Origin of the sequence: Sphingobacterium haloxyli, assembly GCF_002980525.1 — a bacterium.
Classification (GTDB): Bacteria; Bacteroidota; Bacteroidia; order Sphingobacteriales; family Sphingobacteriaceae; genus Sphingobacterium; species Sphingobacterium haloxyli.
This window is the reverse complement of record NZ_PVBQ01000001.1, coordinates 226,754-248,673: the sequence shown is the minus strand read 5'-3', so window position 1 is coordinate 248,673 and position 21,920 is coordinate 226,754. Positions and strand designations below refer to the sequence as shown.

Genomic DNA, 21,920 nt, shown 5'->3' with positions numbered 1-21,920 from the left:
ATCTATGGTATAACGAGTTGATAAATCTATGAGAGAACAGATCTTTTTTTATTGTTTACTTGCCCTTTTTCTGGGGGCTGGTTATTCGGCTGCTGCACAGGACATGCTGCAAGGTAAAGTGGTTGATGCGTCGCAGCGACCTTTAGTGGGGGTATCGGTGCGGGTTTTGGGAGATGATAACCGGTCTGCATCGTCTGGAGCTGGAGGAGAGTTTAGTGTTCAGGTTAAGCCCGGTGAAACATTGCAATTTTCTTCGGTTGAATATGAAAGTCAGCAAATGCTGGTGAAAAGTTTGCAACCGCTTGTCGTGACCTTGCGGGCGAAAGACGAAATGCTGGACGAAGTAGTTGTCATTGGTTACGGTACACAGCGTCGTTCGGATGTTATCGCACCTGTTTCTAAATTTAATGCCGACGGACTGGAAGAACGTCCCCTTGTGCGTGTCGATCAAGCATTAGTGGGACAGATGTCCGGCGTCCGGGTGAAACAGACAACAGGCGTACCGGGGAAGGGGCTTAGCGTACAGGTACGTGGTTCGGGTTCTATTACGGCAGGAAGTGAGCCGTTGTATGTGATCGATGGATTCCCTTTGGCGACTGCAGCGCCAAACGGATCTGGGAATTATGCACAGGGCAACCCTCTGGACAATATTAACCCCAATGATATTGAGTCGATTGAAGTATTGAAAGATGCTTCGGCAGCCGCAATTTATGGTTCCCGCGCAGCCAATGGTGTTGTGCTTATCACGACAAAACGCGGAAAGACTGGCAAGCCCCAGATGACATTCAATACCTACTTAGGTGCATCTTCGCCCTATCGAAAATTGGATATGCTAAATGGTGAAGAATGGATCGAACGTGCAGTGGAAATGATCAACGGGCAGTGGGTGGCCTCGGGTGCTGGACGCTCAGCAAATCAAACGATAGAAGAACGTCGCGCCATTTTAGGCCTAGGTTCGGGTGGGTACAACACGTCATTTATGTTTGACGAACGTTGGTTGCAGGATGGTCGACCGGGTATGTATCTAATTGACTGGCAGGATGAGGCGTATCGCACAGGTATGGTACAAAATTATCAATTAGGTGCTTCGGGGGGTACCGAGTACGTGAATTATTATGTCTCGGGAAATTACATGGATCAAAAAGGAATAATTCGGGGACTGGATTATAAAAATTATGCACTACGTGCGAATGTCGATGTGAAGCCGACAAAAAAACTGACATTTGGGATGAATCTGGCTCCTACGTATTCTGAAGCCAATGATCCGGGGATAGAAGGAAAGGACAACATCATACACCAGATATATTCGATGACACCCGTGCAAAATAACCCTGCTGGGACCGTCAATGTATTTGAAAATGCCCATTATCCGTGGAGCACATCGACCAATGACCCAATAGCTAAGCTGGAAAACTATATCGGAGAGAACAAAACAGCACGTGTTTTGGCGACATTATACGGACAATACAATATTTTTGACAATTTGGTTTTCAAAACCACAGTGAATCTGGATCATACGGATCGGACCTCTTTTAGTTTTAGGCCGTATACAGTAGGGGGGACATTGCAACAACGCGTGGACAACCCGAATCAATCTACGTACGGGGCTAGTAACAAATATCGGAAGCAGACTTTCGTCAACGAGAATACATTAACGTATAATTTGGAATTAGACAGGCATAACCTCACGGCTCTGTTAGGGCATGCATACAACTACGATCGATTTGATGCGTCATCTATTACCTCACAAGGAGGATATAGAAATAGTAATATAAAAACGTTGAATGCTGCCGTTGGTACTATCGCCTCTACCAACGCTACCAAAAACTTGATGCTATCCTATTTCGGGCGTATACAGTATGCTTTTGATGGAAAGTATTTGTTTTCGGCAAGTATGCGTAGGGACGGGTCCTCCCGTTTCGGTATGAACACGAAATGGGGCTGGTTTCCATCGGTATCGGCTGGCTGGCGGCTGTCAGACGAAAATTTTATGCAGACAGCAGACTTTATACAAGATTTAAAGGTGAGAGCCAGTTATGGAGAGTCCGGAAACAATAATATCGGGGATTACAGCAGTATAGCTATCTTAGGTGACGCTAATTATGCCTGGGGTGGAAATACCGCGCCTGGCTGGGCTCCCGGTAATATTATCAATCCCGATCTTACTTGGGAAAATCCAGAACCTTTGATGTGGGATTGGATTTTGCGTTACTTCGCTCGCGTTTATCAGGATCATTTGATTGGTACCAGAGAACAAGCAGTAACCTCTTGTTGAATGTGCCGACCATGTGGTCTACCGGTTTCGGGTCTTTATTGGATAATGCTGGTACAGTACAAAGTCGCGGATGGGACTTGGAAATTACGTCCCGCAACATACAACGAGATAATTTTTCCTGGTCGTCCTCTTTCAACCTCAGTCATAATACGAATAAAGTAACGCAGCTAATCGGTGACCAGCAGGAAATCCTGATTCCGTCTTCTTTTGATATCGAGCACAGTATTTTGCGTGTCGGACAACCGATGTATAGTATTTACGTCGTCCAGCAAGATGGTATCCTTACGCAGCAAGATATCGATAACGGAGCCGCCTTATATGGGACGCAGGTAGCGGGCGATCCCCGTTACGTAGACGCTAACGGAGACGGCGTGATAGATGCGGAGGATCGTGTCATTGTTGGGCATCCCAATCCTAATTATGTCTGGGGGATTACGAACGATTTCAAATACAAGAACTTCGACTTAAGCTTTATGTTTCAAGGGCAAAGTGGCGGACATCTATATTCGCTTTTAGGGCGGGCATTGGGACGCACAGGACAAGGTGCTAGTGATAACGCATTAGGTTTTTACCGGGATAGATGGCGTTCAGCAGAAGATCCGGGCGAGGGTCGGGTCGGAAAAGCCTATTCTACCTTTGGCCGCATTAAAAATACCGATTGGTTGTATTCTTCCGATTACTGGCGCTTACGGAACGTCACTTTCGGATATAACTTCCGCGATTTACGGCTTGCAGGACAATCGTGGCTGAACTCTGGACGGGTGTATTTGACGTTGGAGAACTTCTGGGGACGTGATAAATATGACGGTGGGTTGAATCCCGAATCGGCGAACACGAACCTGAGTGGCGACGATGACTATCTCGAAGCTGGCGATTATGGTGGATTGGCGCTACCAAAAACAATTACATTTGGTATTAACTTGACTTTTTAAAACGATGAAGAAGATATTATATTTAGCATTAAGTTTAAACCTATTATCGGCCTGTGACATGGATTTGGATCAGCAACCTATCTCCCAAGCGTCTTCTGACACCTATTTTCAGACAGTAGATGATTTTAATCAAGGGTTAAATGCTGTCTATAGTTCGTTGAGAGGCTATCCAGACCGATTGATGAACTTGTCAGAGACCCGGTCCGATAACTTGCATGCAATTTCTGACGGAGGGGTACGTGATTGGGAAGGCATTAATAGTTTTCATCGAACTATTGCGAGCAACCCCTACGTGGAAGAAGCTTGGGAGACAAATTTCAACGGTATTTTTAGAGCGAATAATTATCTGGAACAATTAGCAGAAAAAGGAGAATCCATTATCCTAGATGAGGAAATACGTCGGCGCATGGAAGGACAGGCACGATTTTTACGTGCATTTTATTACTTTGATCTGATTCGCTATTTCGGAAGCGTACCACTGATAGATAGAGTGGTCGATGCAACTGAAGCGAAAGCTATTCCCCGTAGCCCGGTCAGTGAAGTATATAACTTGATCATGGAAGATGTAAATACGGCTATAAGTTATCTGCCCGCACCCAGTGACTATACTTTAGAAGATAAAGGCAGAGCAAATAAGTATAGTGCAAAAATGCTGCTCGGATTAGTTTATATGACACGCTCTGGGCCAGATTTGGGAATTGGAGGCGCAGGGTTAAACACGAACGAATGGGACAAAGCAGTTGAGCAATTTAACGATATCATAACCAGTAATGAGTTCGCGCTATTACCATCATATAGTGCAATATTTGACTACGATAATGAACGTAACGAAGAGGTTATCTTCAATATTGAATACGCTAGCGGAGCGAACCCCATTGTAGGCTCGACGTTCCCTTGGGTGCTCGTTCCTGATATTTGGTTTGTTGAGGTTTTAGGTCTTCCGACACAGGGAGGGTTAACCATACGGCCGGTAGCAGCGGACTTGCTGAGAGCCTATGAAACCGAAGACGTCCGTAGATCCTTCAGCATTCAGGAGGGCTATAGCTATGGCAATGTGGTGGAAACCCGTTCCTTTGTTAAGAAATTTGTGGATATTGCGAAAGTGCCAACAACAAGTAGGTTTGACTGGCCGATTAACTATATCGTATACCGTTATACAGACCTATTGATGTTAAAAGCGGAATGCGTGCTTAATGGTGCGCCGGGTTCGACTGATACGGACGTAGATGCAGTTGTCAATGCGGTGCGGGAACGTGCCGGGCTGACCACGACGTTAACAGGTGTCACGAAAGCACAACTGTTGGAGGAGCGTCGTCGCGAATTTATTGGAGAGGGGACCCGTTGGTTTGATCTTATCCGTTCGGGAACCGTCGAAACGACTATGCAGGCATGGATTGAAACGGAGGATACAGGAGGGCAGATGCGGGACTTCCAGATGGAGTATGTGTTATATCCTGTTCCGCAATCAGAAATGAATACAGCTCCGGGATTATACGACCAGAACCCGGGTTATTGATTTATTGATGGTGTTGTTTTGAGAGCTGCTTAACCAGATTAAGCAGCTCTTTTGCGTTGTGTACTTCTGCCACAGGATACGGCATGATAGCTTTATACAAAGCATTCGGTACCTTGCAAGCGACAACTCATTATAAACGAATATGTATAAAAAATATGAGAACCGCGTATTTATCAATAGGAATCATTTCCATATTGGGAATGATGTCATGTCAAGAGACGACCACACAGGAGACGAAGATCAACGATTCGAATACCCCGCTGCATCTGTTGGCACCGGAATATACCACACCCTATAAAGAATGGACCGCTGAGGAAATTAAACAAAACATCGATCGGATATTTGTTTATCTGGATGAAGAGACGCCTACTCGTGTGCTAGACACCATAACGGGTAAGGAAATTTCAGACTACGCACAGCTAAATGAACATGCCCAATTGGAAAAAGGTGATTTTCGTCTGGCGAGCTATGAATGGGGCGTGACGTACTCCGCTATGCTGGAAGCAGCGGAAGCAACGGCGGATCCGAAATATCGGGAGTACGTAGCGAAACGCTTTGATTTTCTGTCGGAAGTGGCCCCACATTTTCGACGTCTGCACGAAGAACATAACGTGATGGATAGACAAATTCGACAGGTAATATTGCCTGGTTCGTTGGATGACGCCGGCGCAATGTGCGCCGCGATGGTGAAATTTAGCCATACAGCATCCGGTATAGATTACAAAGAACTGATCAACAATTACATGGACTTTATTGAAAATAAGGAACACCGTCTGGCCGACGGTACCTTCGCCCGCATGCGTCCGCAGGCGAATAGTCTATGGCTGGATGATATGTACATGGGTATACCTGCACTTGCGCAAATGGGGAGCTACACCGGTGAGCAACGGTATTTCGATGAAGCTGTACGCCAGATAAAGCAATTTACACAACGTATGTTCGTGCCGGAAAAAGGATTGTATATGCATGGCTGGATCGAAAGTGCAGATAGCCACCCCGCTTTTCACTGGGCACGTGCCAACGGATGGGCGTTGCTTACGCTAACCGAAGTGCTTGATGTTTTGCCGCTGGATCATCCGGAGAGAACGGATATACTCGAAATTTATAAAAAGCATGTCAAAGGTATTGTTCCTTATCAATCAGGTACCGGCTTCTGGCATCAGTTATTGGATAAAAATGATTCATACCTAGAGACTTCGGCTACGGCGATCTATGTCTATTGTATCGCGCGGGGAATTAACAAAGGTTGGTTGGATGTCATATCCTACGGACCGGTAGCGCAATTAGGATGGAGTGCTGTGTCCACGCAAATCAATGAAAAAGGACAGGTCGAAGGCACTTGTGTAGGCACAGGTATGGCTTTCGATCCAGCATATTATTACCATCGTCCGGTAAATGCCTATGCAGCACACGGATATGGGCCAGCATTGTTAGCGGGAGCAGAAATGATTACCTTGATTAAAAAATCCTATCCGAAAATGAACGACAGTGCTATTCAATACTACAAGATAGACCCCAAAACGGATGCGGCGATTTTTGGGGTAGACGGACAAACGTATTAAAAAGTTTACGTTGTTTTACGTTTAACGGGCTGTTCTCTAGAGAACAGCCCGTTTTTTTATGACGCAGAACAGGACACTCCATGATGCATCCCTTCGGGGAATGGTTTATATTTAAAAGTCGTAAACCAAATGTGATTATATGAGAGAAAGCGTTTGTGACGCCATAGACCAATATAAATGAGTAAAAAAAACAATAAAGTTATAGGCGTGATGATGTTGATTTTATTAATCAACGTGTTTCATGGATTGACACAACCACGGGAACCCAGATTCAAGACGTATTCCACAGAAAGCGGCTTATCTCACAATGGTGTCGCGTGTATCATTGAAGATGCCGAAGGTTTTATATGGTTTGGCACCTGGGATGGACTGAACAGGTATGATGGGAATGATTTTGTTGTTTATAAATCGCAGCCAGGGGATCGTTCAACATTGAAAAACAATAAAATAAGAGATATCGTTGAAGGTAAAAGGGAGTATCTATGGATCAGGACTTTCGACAAGAAAGTTTATCGATTTGACAAACGAAAAGAAGAATTCTTGCCGATAATTACAACGGATAAAGGAGAAAGTCTGGAACATCTGTTCGTCGCGAAAATCATTCCTACGGCCAATGGAGATGTTTGGCTAACCACGGAGGAAAATGGCGTCATATGCGTTTCAGAATCGGACAACGGAGCCCCTCATGTTGTAAACTACGGAACAGAAAGCCCTTATTTGGAAGATAATGTCAATTTCATTTTTGAAGACAACGGGCATCGGATTTGGTTCGGCACAACAGGCGGCTTACGATGTTTGATCAAAGAAAACAATACCTACGTTCCTCATTTGACTTCTGCCATTCCATCCTATGGAGCCATGCTGAACTTCACCAAAGCGACGGCTGATAAAGAGGGTAGCGTGTTTTTTGCAACCTCAGAGGGTATAGTTTTGCAATACGAGCCTGCAACCAAAGCCTTTTCGCAAAAGAGCATACTGAAAGGTCGAATCTTAGATATGCTGATTTCCAAAACAGGTAAACTTTATTTAACTGCGGAGAATCAAGGATTAACCATTTACGATTATCGGAATGCAAGCTATCAGCAATATACGAACGGTCATGCAACCTATTTGTCAATGTATGAAGATCGAAGCGGAAACATATGGTTAGAACCTGAAAGGGACGGTGTAGTTTTATATGAACCCACAAGCAATATATTTCGCCCTTTTGTACATAAAAAAGATCATAATTTACCCTTTATGCCCAGAGGGACTTTCGAAAACGACGGCAGTTTTAAGGTTTTTGAGGACGTTAACAACGTCGTGTGGGTTTGTATGAAGTGGGGCGGATTTGGCTATTACGACAAGGGCAAAAACGACTTGTCTTATTTCTATAACAATCCGGAAGATAAGAATCGTTTATTTTCCAATAATCTTGTTGCTGCGTACTCTGATAAAAAAGGTGTTTTGTGGTTTTGTACAAGAAACGGTGGTGTACATAAAGCCACTTTTTTTTCTGATAATTTTAAACACGGACGGCTCGTCGATACCGCCCCGGGGCGATTTGACAATGAAATCAGAGCTTTGCTTCGAGATTCTGATGGAAAGGTCTGGTTAACCAATAAACATGGGGACATTTATTTCCATAAGAACGGCAATCTAAAGCGGCTGGAAAACGACCAAATTCCGGGAAGTATTTACTGCATAACGGAAGATCGGAACAAGAATATTTGGATTGGAACGAAAGGCTATGGGTTGGTAAAACTGATGCCTGAAAACGAACAGCGAACAAAGTATCACGCAACACGGTATGAGAACGATCCAAACGATATCGCAAGCTTGAGCAGTAATCAAATTTATAGTATTACGGAGGATCATAAGGGCCGATTGTGGATCGGCACGTTCCAGAAAGGATTGAACCTGCTCGTTGAGGAAAGCGGAGAAGTCCGGTTTAAAAACGTGTATAATTCTTTTAAAAACTATCCAAAGCGGACATTTAATGTCATACGGCACAGTATCCAAGGGCCGGATAACCGAATATGGCTAGGAACGACTGATGGACTTCTTCGTTTTGATCCTGATGAAAGTCCCGATAATATGAAATTTATCCCCACTGTAAAAGTCGCCGGTGATAAACATAGTCTCGGAAATAATGATATTATGTACCTTTTTCGATCGAAAAGCCAGGAAGTATGGATTGGTACGTTTGGCGGAGGGCTGAATAAAGTGATGAATAAGGCTGGCCAGTTTGATACAAATCTTAAATTTATGGCGTTTACCAAGGAGCAAGGTCTACCCAATGATATCATATTGAGCATCACGGAGGAAAGTAACGGTAATCTCTGGATGACCACGGAGAACGGTATTGCTATGTTGGATGTGAAAACACAGGAATTTAGGAATTATAGTACATACAACGGTTTGCCAAGAACTGATTTCTCCGAGGCAGCCTGTCTTCAATTGCCAAATGGCGAGATTTTTTTCGGATGTATGGATGGCTATATTTCTTTTTATCCAGACAAGATTGTGAATGAAAAGTTTCCTGGAAACATGGTCTTCACGGAGATGCAAATCTATAATAAAGATATTGATATTACGGACCCGAAATCGCCGCTTAAGACATCCGTAAACTACGCGGATGAAATTGTATTGAGTCATGATGAGGATGTCATCACTATAGCGTACACGGTGTTAGACTACAGGTTCCCTGACGATATTTCTTATGCCTATATATTGGAAGGGTATGACAAAGAATGGCATAATGTAAAGAACCAAAAGCAAGCAACTTATACCAAAATACCTCCTGGGCGTTACACGTTTCGGGTCAAAACGGTAAATAGTGGGCATTTCGAGAATGTGCCAGAGAAAAGTATAAGTATCATCGTGAAAAAACCGTGGTGGCTAAGCAATTGGGCAATTCTTTGTTATATTATTTTGGCTATCTGTGCATTGGAGATAGCCCGAAGGATTGTTTTCACCATGATCAAGTTGAAGCACAAGATAACCGTTGAGAAGAAAATGACGGAACTGAAAATGCAGTTCTTTACGAACATTTCCCACGAACTGCGAACACCGTTAACGCTTCTCGTTAATCCGCTGCTCAAGTTAAAACAAACCGAAACATTATCAGAAAAGGGCGCTAAATATTTGGATGTAGCCAATAAGAATACGAATCGAATGGTCAGGTTCGTCAACCAGTTACTGGACTTTCGTAAAATACAAGCCCGAAAAGCCGAGCTCCATATAGAAAAAGTAGAGCTTGTGGCTTTCATTTGTCAATTACTAGACAACTTTGAGGATCTTGTGGAGGATAAAAATGTGAACATAAAGGTGATCCCCTCAGCGCCGGAAGTATACGCTTGGTGTGATAAAGATAAGATGGATATCGTGTTTTTCAATATTATCTCTAATGCTGTCAAGTTTTCGCCGAAGGATAGCGATATTACTATTCGTATTGAAAAAAACAGAGGATACCTCTATATACAAGTTGTGGACGAGGGTGAAGGGGTTGCGGAGGATCAGCTTGATGCCATTTTCGAGCTGTATTACGAAGGAGGCGATCGGCAGCATAAAGCGTTTAAGGGGACTGGAATTGGTCTCGCCCTGTCAAAAGATATCGTAGAGCTGCATAAAGGAACGTTGCGTGCGGAAAAAAATCGACAGATCGGTATGACTTTTACGATTGCGCTACCGGATGGCAAGGCTCATTTTGATCCTGCCGATTTGAAAAAGGAACCTGTAGCACTTTGCGAAGACGAGGTATATCCGAACAGTGCATCGGAAAGCTTGGATACTACTATGTTTACAGACAAAGACCTGCCAAAATTACTTTTGGTAGAAGACAATCCGGAATTACGGCGCTTTATTGCCAACGAATTTCGAACTGTATATCATATATATGAGGCGAGCAATGGTAAGGAAGGATATAAGATGGCTGTCGACGTGATGCCAGACGTAGTTATTTCCGACGTTATGATGCCAGAGGTCAGTGGCATCGAAATGCTGGAAAAGCTAAAGAGCGACGCGTCTACGAGCCATATCCCTATTATTTTATTGACGGCTAAGTCAACTATAGAAGATCAGATCAAAGGGCTCTCGTACGGGGCTGATTTTTATATAACCAAGCCGTTCCATATCGATTACGTTAGGTATTTGTTGCGTAACCTTATGAAGAGTCGACAGAAGATAGTTGCCGATATGCTAGCGAAACCAACTGTATTGAAACTAGAACCTAGTGAAGTGGTTATTACTTCCAAAGACGAGGCATTCCTAATAGAAGTTATCCAAATTATCGAGAACGGGATGTCAGACACATCCTTCAATATTGACACAGCGGTGAACGCGATGGCAATGGGAAGAACTACATTCTACAAAAAGTTAAAAAGTTTAACGAATATGTCTCCGGTTGAATTCATTAGAGATATTAGATTGAAACGAGCAAAGCAGCTGTTGGATACGGGCGAACTTACCATAACAGAAGTAGCTTACAAAGTGGGATTCAACAGTTCCGGATATTTCAGTACGTGTTTTAAGGAAATGTATGAAATCTCTCCATCGGATTACTTAAAAAAAAGCAACAAACCATAACAAAATAGCATTCCTTATTTTATGATACAAGACATTTGTCGTACAATATCGTCTTGTCTTGCCCCGTAACCCGCCTAAAACGTCCGTTACGTGGGTATGTCAATTATTAGATGAATTTTGTCAATTTTTAAAAATGAAAAAGAGGGACTTGCCCTACATTTGATGATGAGAAGTAACATATATGTCGATACAAGGCAACTATGGGACGATGACACACCAAGTATAAACTATAAACATTGAATCTTAAGGGGTGTCGTTACTTATAGCGTCGACTATAAAAAGTTAACTAATTTAAATCAATATGAAAAAGACGGTATTCAACAAATTAACCGGTATGATGCTATTAGGATTGGCAATACTCGGATCATCCTGCGAAAAAATACGCGAACATTTAAACCCGGTCGAAGATGGTCCAATCTTAGCGTTCCCCGGAGCGGAAGGTTTTGGACGTTATGCTGTGGGTGCACGGGGGCATGAATCTCCAGAGATATATGTAGTTACCAATTTGAACGACAGTGGGCCAGGATCTTTTCGCGACGCCGTGAGCCGTCCGGGCCGTTTTGTCGTGTTTGCTGTCGGTGGGATCATCAACCTGCAATCGCGTATAGCGGTGCCGGCTAACACGACGATCGCCGGTCAGACGGCGCCTGGAGATGGTGTCGTGTTTTATGGACGGGGCTTTTCATTCAGTGATTCAAATAATACCATCGCTCGTTACATGCGTATTCGATGTGGCGTGAACGCAGGAGCAGGACGGAATGAAGATGCGGTGACCATAGCGCACGGCGATTCGATGATTTTTGATCATCTGTCTGTGGCTTGGGGTATCGATGAAGTATTTTCTATAAATGGTAGCGAAATTAACAATATTACAATACAAAATAGCATCATTGCCCAAGGTGTTCATCGTCATAACCATTCTGCAGGGGGCCTTATGGAGCCTGGCGGCCCACTCAGTATCATCCGGAATTTGTATGTTAGCAATAAAACGCGTAATCCTAAAGTAAAAGGAATCAATGAATTCGTGAATAATGTCGTGTACAATTTCGGAAACGAAGGTAATACGTATGGTCACACGGTTTCTGGAGATGGATATATCATGGGGGGATCTGCGGGCATCTCTGAGGTAAACATCGTTAATAACTACTTTATTGCCGGACCACACACGCCGGCGAAAAACACGCCTTTTTCCAGAGGTACACCTACTTTTAGTCTATATGCGTCAGGCAATTTTTGGGACGACGATAAAGACGGTGTACTCAACGGAAGTGCGGTTCCACCAAATCTAACTGGTTATCCCGGCGTGGAAATGACAAATTTTCAATCCCGACCTTACGATTATCCTTATACACCTTCCGCAATGGGCACAAGAAAAGCCTTTGATTGGGTCGTCCAGCACGTAGGCGCAAATTATCCGAAGCGTGACGAATTGGACGAATTGCTCGTTGGGGAGGTGAGTTCATTGGGGACCGAGGCGGTGTATGTGTATACGGAGGCGGACGTTCCCTTAGCCAATGGCGGTGTGGGCGAGGTCCAGGGAGGAGAAGCGCCGGCGGACAGTGATGGAGACGGAATTCCAGATGCATGGGAAGATGCTCATGGCCTTAATAAGCACGATGCCGCCGACGCCCTAGCGAAAAGTAAGAAAAAGCGGGGGTACTTAAACATCGAAGTTTATATCAATAGCTTGGTAGAAGATGAAAGGAAATTATAAGATAAACTAAACCAAGAGTGATAAACGATATGCTAATTCTAATTATATGGCAACAATGAAGATGAAACGCAGCGTAATGCGAAAAATTAACCACAGCGGGTTGTTGACTCTACTGCTTTTTTTGATGGGGATACTCATGTTACAGGCTCAAGATTTTTCCTTGTCGGGGAGAGTGACTGACGCAAATAACGAAGCTATAAGTGGCGCCAGTGTGCAAGTCAAAGGTAAGACAGCGAGCACACTGACGGAAGAAAATGGAACTTTTTCGCTTGCTGCTGAGGTAGGCGATGTCTTAGAGATTACCTATGTAGGATATACGCCAGAAGACGTGACCGTAACTAACCAGAATCCAGTGACTATCCTATTGATGGCTGCTAACAATGATTTGGATGAAGTGGTCGTAATTGGGTACGGGACAGCCCGAAAAAGAGATTTAACTGGTGCTGTCGGTTCAGTTAAAGGAGAAGACATTCGTCAGGTCCCTGTCACGACGGCGGCGCAAGCGCTCACCGGTAAAGTTGCGGGTGTAAATGTCGTAACGCAAAGTGGAGCTCCCGGGGCGGATGTTAATATCATGGTGCGTGGGGGAACATCTATTACTGGATCAACAACACCTTTGTATGTTGTGGATGGGTTTGTAATGGACGATGCACTGATGAAAATTGATATTAACGATATCGAAGGTATCGATATCTTGAAAGATGCATCCGCGACGGCTATATATGGCGCCCGGGGAGCGAACGGAGTTGTATTAATTACCACAAAATCGGCAAAATCTGGGCGGACCGCTGTTGATTACAATGCTTACCTGAGTTTTGAGCAATTGAGCAGAAAGCTTGACCTCCTGGGCGTAGAAGATTATGTGAAATACCAATATGAATTCCAGACACTAGCTGGTAGAGAACACAATTTTGCAGCTATGTTTGGAGGTGATGTTTCCGCGCCTGATTTTGCTTCTGGAGCTTATGCCCGCATTCATAACGATTATGGATCGCGTACCGGTATTGATTGGCAAGAGGAAGTGTTCGGTGGAAACGCCTTGCTGCAAAATCACAATGTCAATATTTCGGGAGGTAATGAGAAGACGAGGTTGATGTTATCGTATAACAATACGAATCAAGATGGCATATTGGCGAAGTCGGGCTTTCGGCGAAACAGTGTGCGTGCCAAGGTGGATCACCAATTGTTTAAAGGTGTGAACGTCGATTTTAATTCGTTGTTCCAAGATGCCAATAGGCAGGGCGGAGGCTCCTTAGGAGGGATGCTCAAAATGTCGGCGCTGCAACCAGCTACAGGTGGAGTTCGCTATAGCGACCAAGAATTGCTGAATAACGATATCAGTGAGGACCTCCAGCTCATCGATTCACAATATGATATTGCAAACCCCATTATTATGAACGATGCGCGAAGCAGAGAAAGGGCTTCTCGTTTAGCCAACGTTAACGTGGGGTTGACAGCCAAGTTTTTGAATGACTTTACCTTCCGGACACAAGGTTCCTATCAGTGGGGACAGACACGTAATGACTTTTGGGATGACGGAAGAACCAGAGACGCCAGGAACAACAGAGGGCCGTACGGTTCTATGAAAAATGCGGAGAATTATGAATGGCAATGGACGAATACCTTGTCGTGGATGAAAGATCTAGATAAGCATCACATCAATTTAATGGCAGGACATGAAGTACGATACGAAGAAAGTCATGGTGTAGAGCACGAATACTTTGAATTTCCGGGAAGTAATTTTGGATTGAAGGATGTCAGCTTGGCCGGAAGGACGGAACGTGGCGAATCTGAAGCTCGTCGATACGGCTTAGTTTCAGGCTTTTTCCGCGGAATTTACAACTACGATGATCGCTATTTGGTAACCGCTACCATTCGTGCTGATGGCGTGTCCACCTTTCGGGAAGGTAATAAATGGGGTGCATTTCCATCGGCGTCCGCGGCATGGAATATACACAATGAAAGCTTTATGGAAGACAATGGTATTTTCGATCAGCTGAAGTTGCGTGTAGGCTACGGAACAACGGGCAACGATAGGATTGAAAGTACACGGTATGCTACATTGTATGGCTCAACCGTTGTGGCCGTGGACAACAGTACAGTTATTGGTGTCAGACCGAGCGAAACGTTGGGAAATCCAGATTTGGTCTGGGAGAAGACGCAAACCACTAATATTGCCCTGGACTTAGCACTGCTGAATAACCGTGTAAACTTGACCGCCGACTTTTACAATAATGAATCAAAAAATCTCTTGTTAAAGGCAAATATACCAACTTCTACTGGGTATAGAACACAATTTCAGAATGTTGCCACGCTACGGAACCGTGGGGTAGAACTTTCCTTGAACACGTTAAACGTACGTAATGACAACTTTCAGTGGAAGTCTGCTTTCAATATAACCTTCAACCGGTCGAAAGTGGGGCGTCTTTTTGGTAGTGCCGGCAATGATTATATGATTACGAGTTATGAATCAAGGATTAACTTCTATACACAGGTTGGTGGGCCGATTAGTACTTTTTATGGATACAAATACGACGGCGTGTATACGACCGACGATTTTACACAAAACGGTGAGGGCGGTTATACACTAAAAGATGGTGTAGCTTCTTTAAAAGGGAAAGATCGTTCTTCCGTGAAACCGGGTGACGTGAAGTATCTGCCAATAATGGGCGAGACCGACGCAAACGGCAACCCGGTCTGGTCACCGGAAGACCGTACGGACCTGGGTAACCCTGAACCTAAATTTTTTGGGGGCTTCAACAATGAATTTATCTATAAGGGTTTCGACCTGAGTGTTTTCTTGAACTTTGTTTATGGTAACAAAGTTTTCAATATGAATAGCCAACGGTTTATGGGGCCGTATTTACCCAATCAGAACTCGCTGGGCGACATGGCGAATCGCTTTACCCTAATTGACCCCAATACCGGGCTGGAAACAAGTGATTTAAACCGGTTAGCCGAATTGAATCCAGATCAACATGACGCGCGCCAGATATGGAGCTTGAATTCCGGTAATAATATTGCGATTTCTGATCCATTGGATTACTATCTGGAGGACGGATCGTTCTTGCGGATCAACAATATCACGCTAGGCTATACGTTACCCGGCCGAGTTTCTAAAAAAGCATTTATTCAACGAATGAGGTTCTATGTTACGTTAAACAATGTGCACACATTTACGAATTATTCGGGATATGATCCCGAGGTTTCGGCTACAGACGCCATTTTAACGCGAGGGGTAGACAACTCGGCTTATCCACGCATTAAAAGTTTTGTAACGGGAATTAATTTAACGTTTTAAAGAATAGTATTATGAAATTCAATATATATATCATTATAGCAGGCGTTCTACTGGGTACAACATCGTGTAAAGATTTTCTGGAGCTGCCTTCGGAAAAGGATTTCGATAGTTCCACCATATTCGAAGATGTCGGAAAAGTGGAGATGGCCGTACTGGGCGCCTACACCAGTACCTTTAACGCTGAGCTCTTTTACCAATTCGGTATGGGAACAGATGAGTGCTTCTCCACAGAGGGAGAAACCAACTCGAAAAACCAGGTCTCTAATTATGTATACAATCCTGCGATAAGTCCGACGTCTACCTATGCCGCAATGTATGCCGGTGTCGAGCAAGCGAATGTCTTAATCAGGAATATCCCACTGATGAATCAAGTTAGCGAATCAGAAATAACGAAACTGAATATGCTATTAGGGGAAGCTTATGCAATCCGAGCAGCTAACATGCTGCATGTGGTTCGCTACTTTGGTGATGTGCCTTATCCTACCATCCCCGTAGTGGAAATGCCGGATTTCTCTACTTCTCGCGTGAGTCGAGATACGATATTAGATGGTTGTATACAGGATTTGCAGGAGGCCATTGCGCTGTTACCTTGGAAAGGCGAATCAGGGATGCCTGTGGAGCGAATATCTAAAAATGCCGCTTATGGATTGCTGGCTCGTATAGCGCTGTATGCAGCGGGATATTCATTACGATGGGATTTAGATAGTTATGCGCCCGGTAGTGTTCACTTGGCGCAGCGTTCAGACACGCAACGCATTCACGAACTATATGAGATTGCACGTGATGCTTGCAAGGCGGTTGTGGACAGAGGAGAGAATGAACTTATAGATTATGAGACGATTTTTCGAGATTTGGTCAATGGCAGATATAATCAAGAATCTATGTTTGAATACGGACAGAAGGGAGCGGATCGGAACGAGGTGAGAAACGGGTATACCAACGGCATCTTTGCGCACGAGCGATCGTTTTATAATAAATCACAACCAGCTATGGCGGCCCTTCCAACTTATTATTTTGAATTTGAAGACGGGGATGTACGCCGTGATGTGACCATCGCTAACTACGCGCTAGCTGCAGATAGTACCCATCAGATGAATACCTATGCTAACCATATGGTTGGTAAGTTTCGCGTGAATTGGAAAGGAGATGGCGGTGTTTCGGCAGCCCAGCGGGATATCAACTGGATACACCTGCGGTACGCGGATATTTTGTTAATGTACGCTGAAGCAGAAAATGAGTTGAATAATGGACCCACTGCTGTAGCGAAAGAGATGTATGAAAAGGTACGGTTACGAGCATTCCAAAACGATCGGTCAAAAATTGGCGAAACGCCGGGGACGTATGCCGATTTCAGAGACGCAATCATTCAGGAGCGCAAACTCGAACTCGGTTTTGAGGGCTGGCGCAGAACCGACCTAATCCGTTGGGGTATACTATACGAAAAGTTGACGGAGACCAAGCAAGAAATTCTCGATCTCGCTAATCACACAGGCAACTATGAAGGGACAGCTCGGTATAGGGCATACAAACGAACAGACGCAAAAACCTTTAACGATCCGACCGTCGCGTTAGACTTTATCGCTTTGGAAAATGAGCCAAGCCAAGAAGAAAGGACAGCATTAGAAAATCAGGGATATACGATTCTGGATATGTATGGAGCGTCTGCTGTCTTTTTTGCCAATGCATTTTCTGCCGACGCCGTTTGGGTTCGAAATATATACCGCGGACTGGAAAAGAATAAAGTTGAGCTTTTCCCGTTGAACACAACGACTATTGACAATAACCCCGGGCTTCGTGGACAACAACATCCCTTATACTAGTTCATATGTTAAATAAAAGAATAACAAATACTATTTTTATTTTGCTGCTATGCTTTTTGAGTGTTCCCATTAAGGGGCAGGAGCAGAAGCTGTACCTACAGTTTGCCGAATCCGAAATGAAGCGTTTCCCTGAAGCATGGCAGATCGACCACGGCAAACGACTGTATTTCGGCTATGGCCAGGGACTAGGTTGTCTAGCCATGCTGAAGGTGTGGGAGAGAACGGGTGATCAGCAATATTTTGACTACGTCGAGGCGTGGGCGGATACGATCATTAACGAAGAAGGTAACATCCATCTCTACAAAAAGGAAACCTACAACATTGATTACATTAATCCTGGCAAGATTCTGTTTACACTTTACGAGAAAACGGGAAAAGAGAAATATAAGTTAGCCATCGAGCGTTTGATGGGACAGTTGCAGGTACATCCGCGTACGTTAGAAGGTGCATATTGGCACAAATTGATCTATCCCCATCAAATCTGGTTGGATGGCGTGTATATGGCAGATCCTTTTATCGCTCAATATGGTCAATTCACAAACGATAGTGCGCACTACGACGATGTGATCAATCACATTCTCGTGACGGCGAAGCACACGCGCGACGAAGCAACCGGACTGTACTACCACGCTTGGGATGAAAGCAAAAAGCAACGTTGGGCCAATGAAGTGACTGGGCAATCGCCGAACTTTTGGGGGCGTAGTATCGGTTGGTGGTTTATGGCTTTGGTCGATGTTCTCGATTTTATTCCAGAAGACTATCCGCAGCGTGGTGAGATCCTAGTACTCATCAATGGATTGACCGAAACATTGCCTAAATACCAAGATGAAGACGGCTTATGGTGGCAGGTATTGGACAGGATCGGCGACGAAAAAAACTATCAGGAGGCTTCTGTAAACGCCATGTTCATGTATAGCCTTGCTAAGGCGGTTAATAAGGGATATATCCCCGGCTCCTATAAAGCGGTAGCCGAGAAGGCGCTACGAGGAATTCAAAAGAAACTGTTGAAGACCGAGGCAGACGGGACGCTTACCCTTATTCAGTGCAACGCCGTTGCGGGTCTGGGTGGGCACCCCTATCGGGACGGTAGTTATGATTACTACGTCAATGAGCGTATCCGCGAAAACGACGTCAAAGCTACAGGACCGTTCATCATGGGACTATTAGAACTAAATAGATGATACGCAGTCGCGCAGGACGGAGCAGGATACGTATGGTCTTGTTTTTTAATATATTAGACAAATAAACCTTGATAGTGATTGTAACTAAAAAATAAACCATGGCAAAAAAAGTAGGCATATACTCTAGGAGGGATTTTGTGAAATCGGGTTTTTTTTTATTGTCAGGCGCGATGGTTGTGCCATCTCTTTTGGCATTTAGCCCAGCAGGCGATACACCGGCTTTTACCCTAAAACCGATAGGTAGATCACTCTCCTTAGAAGATTATTATATTTGGTGTTCTTCCCCAATTTGGGGGGACGATGGGAAAGTACATCTTTTCTATTCCCGTTGGAAGAAAGAAAAAGGGATGAGTGGTTGGATTCGAGGTTCTGAAATTGCACATGCCGTGGCGGACGGTCCCAATGCGACCTTTGTGGATCACGGCGTTGTACTTCATCCTAGGGAAGGACATTGGGATAGTACAACCTGTCATAATCCGCTGATTCAGAAAGTAGGCGATACCTATTATCTCTTTTATATGGGCAACTCGAACGGAAAAACCAACACCAAACGTATTGGTATTGCCACTGCAAAAAGCTTAAACGGTCCTTGGGAACGCTCCGAAAGCCCGGTCTTAACGCCTGGAGCGGAAGGCGCTTGGGACGACCACTGTACGACAAATCCGGCTTTTGTAGCGGGTGATGACGGGAAATACTGGCTGTTTTATAAATCTTGGAATACAAAGGAATATCAAGAGGCCTCGGGAAGCGTACGCGGAAATCGTAAATATGGTCTAGCGAAAGCTGACCATCCGCTTGGTCCATATAACAAGGTTTCCGATGAGCCCATTATTGATTTCTCCGGACGACCTAACAATGCACAATTAGAAGATGCTTTCGTATGGAAAGAAGACGGTACACATTACATGATAGCGAGAGATATGGGATTTTATAATCACGAATATGGTCTGCTGTTATCCTCTGTAGACGGTCTCCATTGGTCCGAGCCCAAGATTGCTTATCTCGACATGCCCAGTTATGTCCGGGAGGACACGCCTCCGGCTCATCTCAAGCGATTTGGTCGCTTGGAACGCCCTATGTTTTTGCTTGATAAAGATAAAGGCACTCCGCGTTATTTATTTGGTGCAACCCAAGGAGGCCCGTCCGATACTTCCACAACCTTCGTATTCGATATAAAATCTTATAACCTGTAACAAGTTGCTCAAAAGATGCTGTATACCTATGTTTTGTCAGTTTTTGAACGATTTGCATCAATTTTTGGAACTAAAGACAAGACGCTTAAATTAGTTTTGAAGGGAACCTATTGCTCTGTTAGGTGTTGCTCTTGTTTTGTTGCGGATGAATAATACGACTATGATGAAAAGAATAATATACTTGTTAAAAAAATGTTTACTGCTTTCGGTGGGTTTGTATTGTCTGTCATGCCAAGCTGATCGCACCCCGTCCGATTATGGCTATTTATATGAAAATTTGCCATTCGATATGCCTGTCCTTTCACCACCGACATTTCCGAACAACGAAGTGTTGATCACCGATTTTGGAGGAGTTGGCGACGGCACAACGTTGAATACGGAGGCATTTGCCAACGCCATGGAGACGCTTTCGGAAAAAGGCGGCGGGCGGTTACGCGTGCCCGCAGGCGTGTGGTTCACCGGGCCGATCGTCCTTAAAAGTAACATCAATCTGCATCTGGAAGATCGGGCGATTATTTTATTTTCGCCAGACAAAGATCTTTATCCCATTGTAGAAACTTCTTTTGAAGGATTGGATACGCGTAGGTGCCAGTCTCCCATTTCGGGAAGGAATCTGGAAAATGTGGCGATTACTGGCAGCGGAGCTATAGACGGCAACGGACATTATTGGCGTCCGCTGAAGAAAGAGAAAGTTTCGGAAAGCTTTTGGAAACGGGCTACATCAGCAGGAGGAGTTTTCAAACGGGACACCTACTGGATGCCTTCCGCACAGTACCTGCATGGTGACACCACCAGTGATATGAATGTGCCGCGTCACCTAAAAACAGAAGAGGAATGGATGTCAGTACGCGATTTCCTGCGTCCGGTGATGGTTAGTCTTATTGAATGTAGAAACGTCTTTTTGCAAGGCGTGATTTTTCAAAATTCACCGGCCTGGAATATTCATCCGCTGATGTGCGAAAATGTGATTTTGGACGGTGTGCAGGTGCGAAACCCTTCGTATGCACAGAACGGTGACGGATTGGATCTCGAGTCTTGTAAAAATGCGATTATTGTCAATAGCACATTTGATGTGGGCGACGATGGGATATGTATTAAATCCGGTAAGGACGAGGATGGCCGGAAGCGCAACCGTGCTACAGAAAATGTCATTATCGACAATTGTACCGTATTTAAAGGCCACGGTGGCTTCGTCGTCGGCAGTGAAATGTCCGGAGGGGTTAAAAATATCTTGGTATCCAATTGTCAGTTTTTGGGCACAGACGTGGGGCTGCGGTTCAAAAGCCGTAGAGGACGGGGTGGCGTGGTCGAGAATATTTTCATCCGTCATATTAATATGTTTGACATCGCTACCGAGCCGCTTCATTTCAACCTATACTATGGTGGAAAGTCAGTAGTAGAGACGTTAGAAGACGGAGATGAAGCCGCGATAGTCGAGGAAATTCCGCCAGTAGACGAAACTACGCCGACATTTAAAAATATCTATATTAATGATGTGGTCTGCGCTAGGGCACGAAGGGCAATGTATTTTTACGGACTACCTGAGCATATGATCGAAAATATCAACGTAGAGAACTTTGTAGTCCATTCCAAAGTGGGCGGTGAGCTCCTAGAATCAGAAAAAATCAACTTGAAAAATGTAGCGATTTATCCGGAAGAAGGACCGGTGCTGACGTTGCGCAATGTACGAAATGTCCGTATCGAAGGGTTACAGACAAACGCTACAACAGCTATATTTGATGTGTCTGGCCGTCGTTCATCCGATATTGCCATCCATGGTAATTATCGCGAAGAACAAATCAAGATTAGAAAGGATGCGCCGGCAGATATGCTGAAATTACATGCCGTCAATTAGTATGA

Annotated in this window: 11 protein-coding genes; all 11 read left to right on the top strand. The window is 44.5% G+C overall.

Annotation, left to right across the window (positions count from 1 at the left end):
• The first annotated feature begins 28 nt into the window (after positions 1-28).
• The 11 genes from C5745_RS00910 to C5745_RS00860 all read left to right on the top strand — a co-directional run bounded on the left by C5745_RS00910 (position 29) and on the right by C5745_RS00860 (position 21,915).
• Entirely contained in the window at positions 29-2,275 is a 2,247-nt protein-coding gene (locus C5745_RS00910; RefSeq protein WP_105715065.1) for a SusC/RagA family TonB-linked outer membrane protein, read from the top strand.
• A complete protein-coding gene (locus tag C5745_RS00905; protein ID WP_207795674.1) occupies positions 2,191-3,207 on the top strand; it encodes a SusC/RagA family TonB-linked outer membrane protein in 1,017 nt (338 codons plus the stop codon). The genes C5745_RS00910 and C5745_RS00905 overlap by 85 nt, the downstream gene beginning before the upstream one ends.
• A gap of 4 nt (positions 3,208-3,211) precedes the next feature.
• Complete coding sequence (locus tag C5745_RS00900; RefSeq protein ID WP_105715063.1) at positions 3,212-4,723, top strand: RagB/SusD family nutrient uptake outer membrane protein; 1,512 nt, start codon at positions 3,212-3,214, stop codon at positions 4,721-4,723.
• Positions 4,724-4,878: 155 nt separating this feature from the next.
• Positions 4,879-6,285, top strand: a complete 1,407-nt coding sequence (locus C5745_RS00895; RefSeq protein WP_105715267.1) for a glycoside hydrolase family 88/105 protein — start codon at positions 4,879-4,881, stop codon at positions 6,283-6,285.
• Between the two features lie 177 nt (positions 6,286-6,462).
• On the top strand, positions 6,463-10,851 hold the full coding sequence (locus tag C5745_RS00890; RefSeq protein ID WP_105715062.1) for a hybrid sensor histidine kinase/response regulator transcription factor: 4,389 nt from the start codon (positions 6,463-6,465) through the stop codon (positions 10,849-10,851).
• Between the two features lie 301 nt (positions 10,852-11,152).
• Entirely contained in the window at positions 11,153-12,565 is a 1,413-nt protein-coding gene (locus C5745_RS00885) for a pectate lyase family protein (protein WP_105715061.1), read from the top strand.
• A gap of 76 nt (positions 12,566-12,641) precedes the next feature.
• Positions 12,642-15,866 carry a SusC/RagA family TonB-linked outer membrane protein gene (locus C5745_RS00880; RefSeq protein WP_105715266.1) on the top strand — a complete coding sequence of 1,075 codons (3,225 nt, stop codon included), beginning with the start codon at positions 12,642-12,644 and terminating at the stop codon, positions 15,864-15,866.
• An 11-nt stretch (positions 15,867-15,877) separates the two neighbouring features.
• On the top strand, positions 15,878-17,686 hold the full coding sequence (locus C5745_RS00875) for a RagB/SusD family nutrient uptake outer membrane protein (protein WP_105715060.1): 1,809 nt from the start codon (positions 15,878-15,880) through the stop codon (positions 17,684-17,686).
• Between the two features lie 5 nt (positions 17,687-17,691).
• Positions 17,692-18,867 carry a glycoside hydrolase family 88/105 protein gene (locus C5745_RS00870; protein ID WP_105715059.1) on the top strand — a complete coding sequence of 392 codons (1,176 nt, stop codon included), beginning with the start codon at positions 17,692-17,694 and terminating at the stop codon, positions 18,865-18,867.
• 98 nt (positions 18,868-18,965) lie between these two features.
• On the top strand, positions 18,966-20,060 hold the full coding sequence (locus tag C5745_RS00865) for a glycoside hydrolase family protein (RefSeq protein ID WP_105715058.1): 1,095 nt from the start codon (positions 18,966-18,968) through the stop codon (positions 20,058-20,060).
• Positions 20,061-20,220: 160 nt separating this feature from the next.
• Entirely contained in the window at positions 20,221-21,915 is a 1,695-nt protein-coding gene (locus tag C5745_RS00860) for a glycoside hydrolase family 28 protein (protein ID WP_243403202.1), read from the top strand.
• The last annotated feature ends 5 nt before the right edge of the window (positions 21,916-21,920 follow it).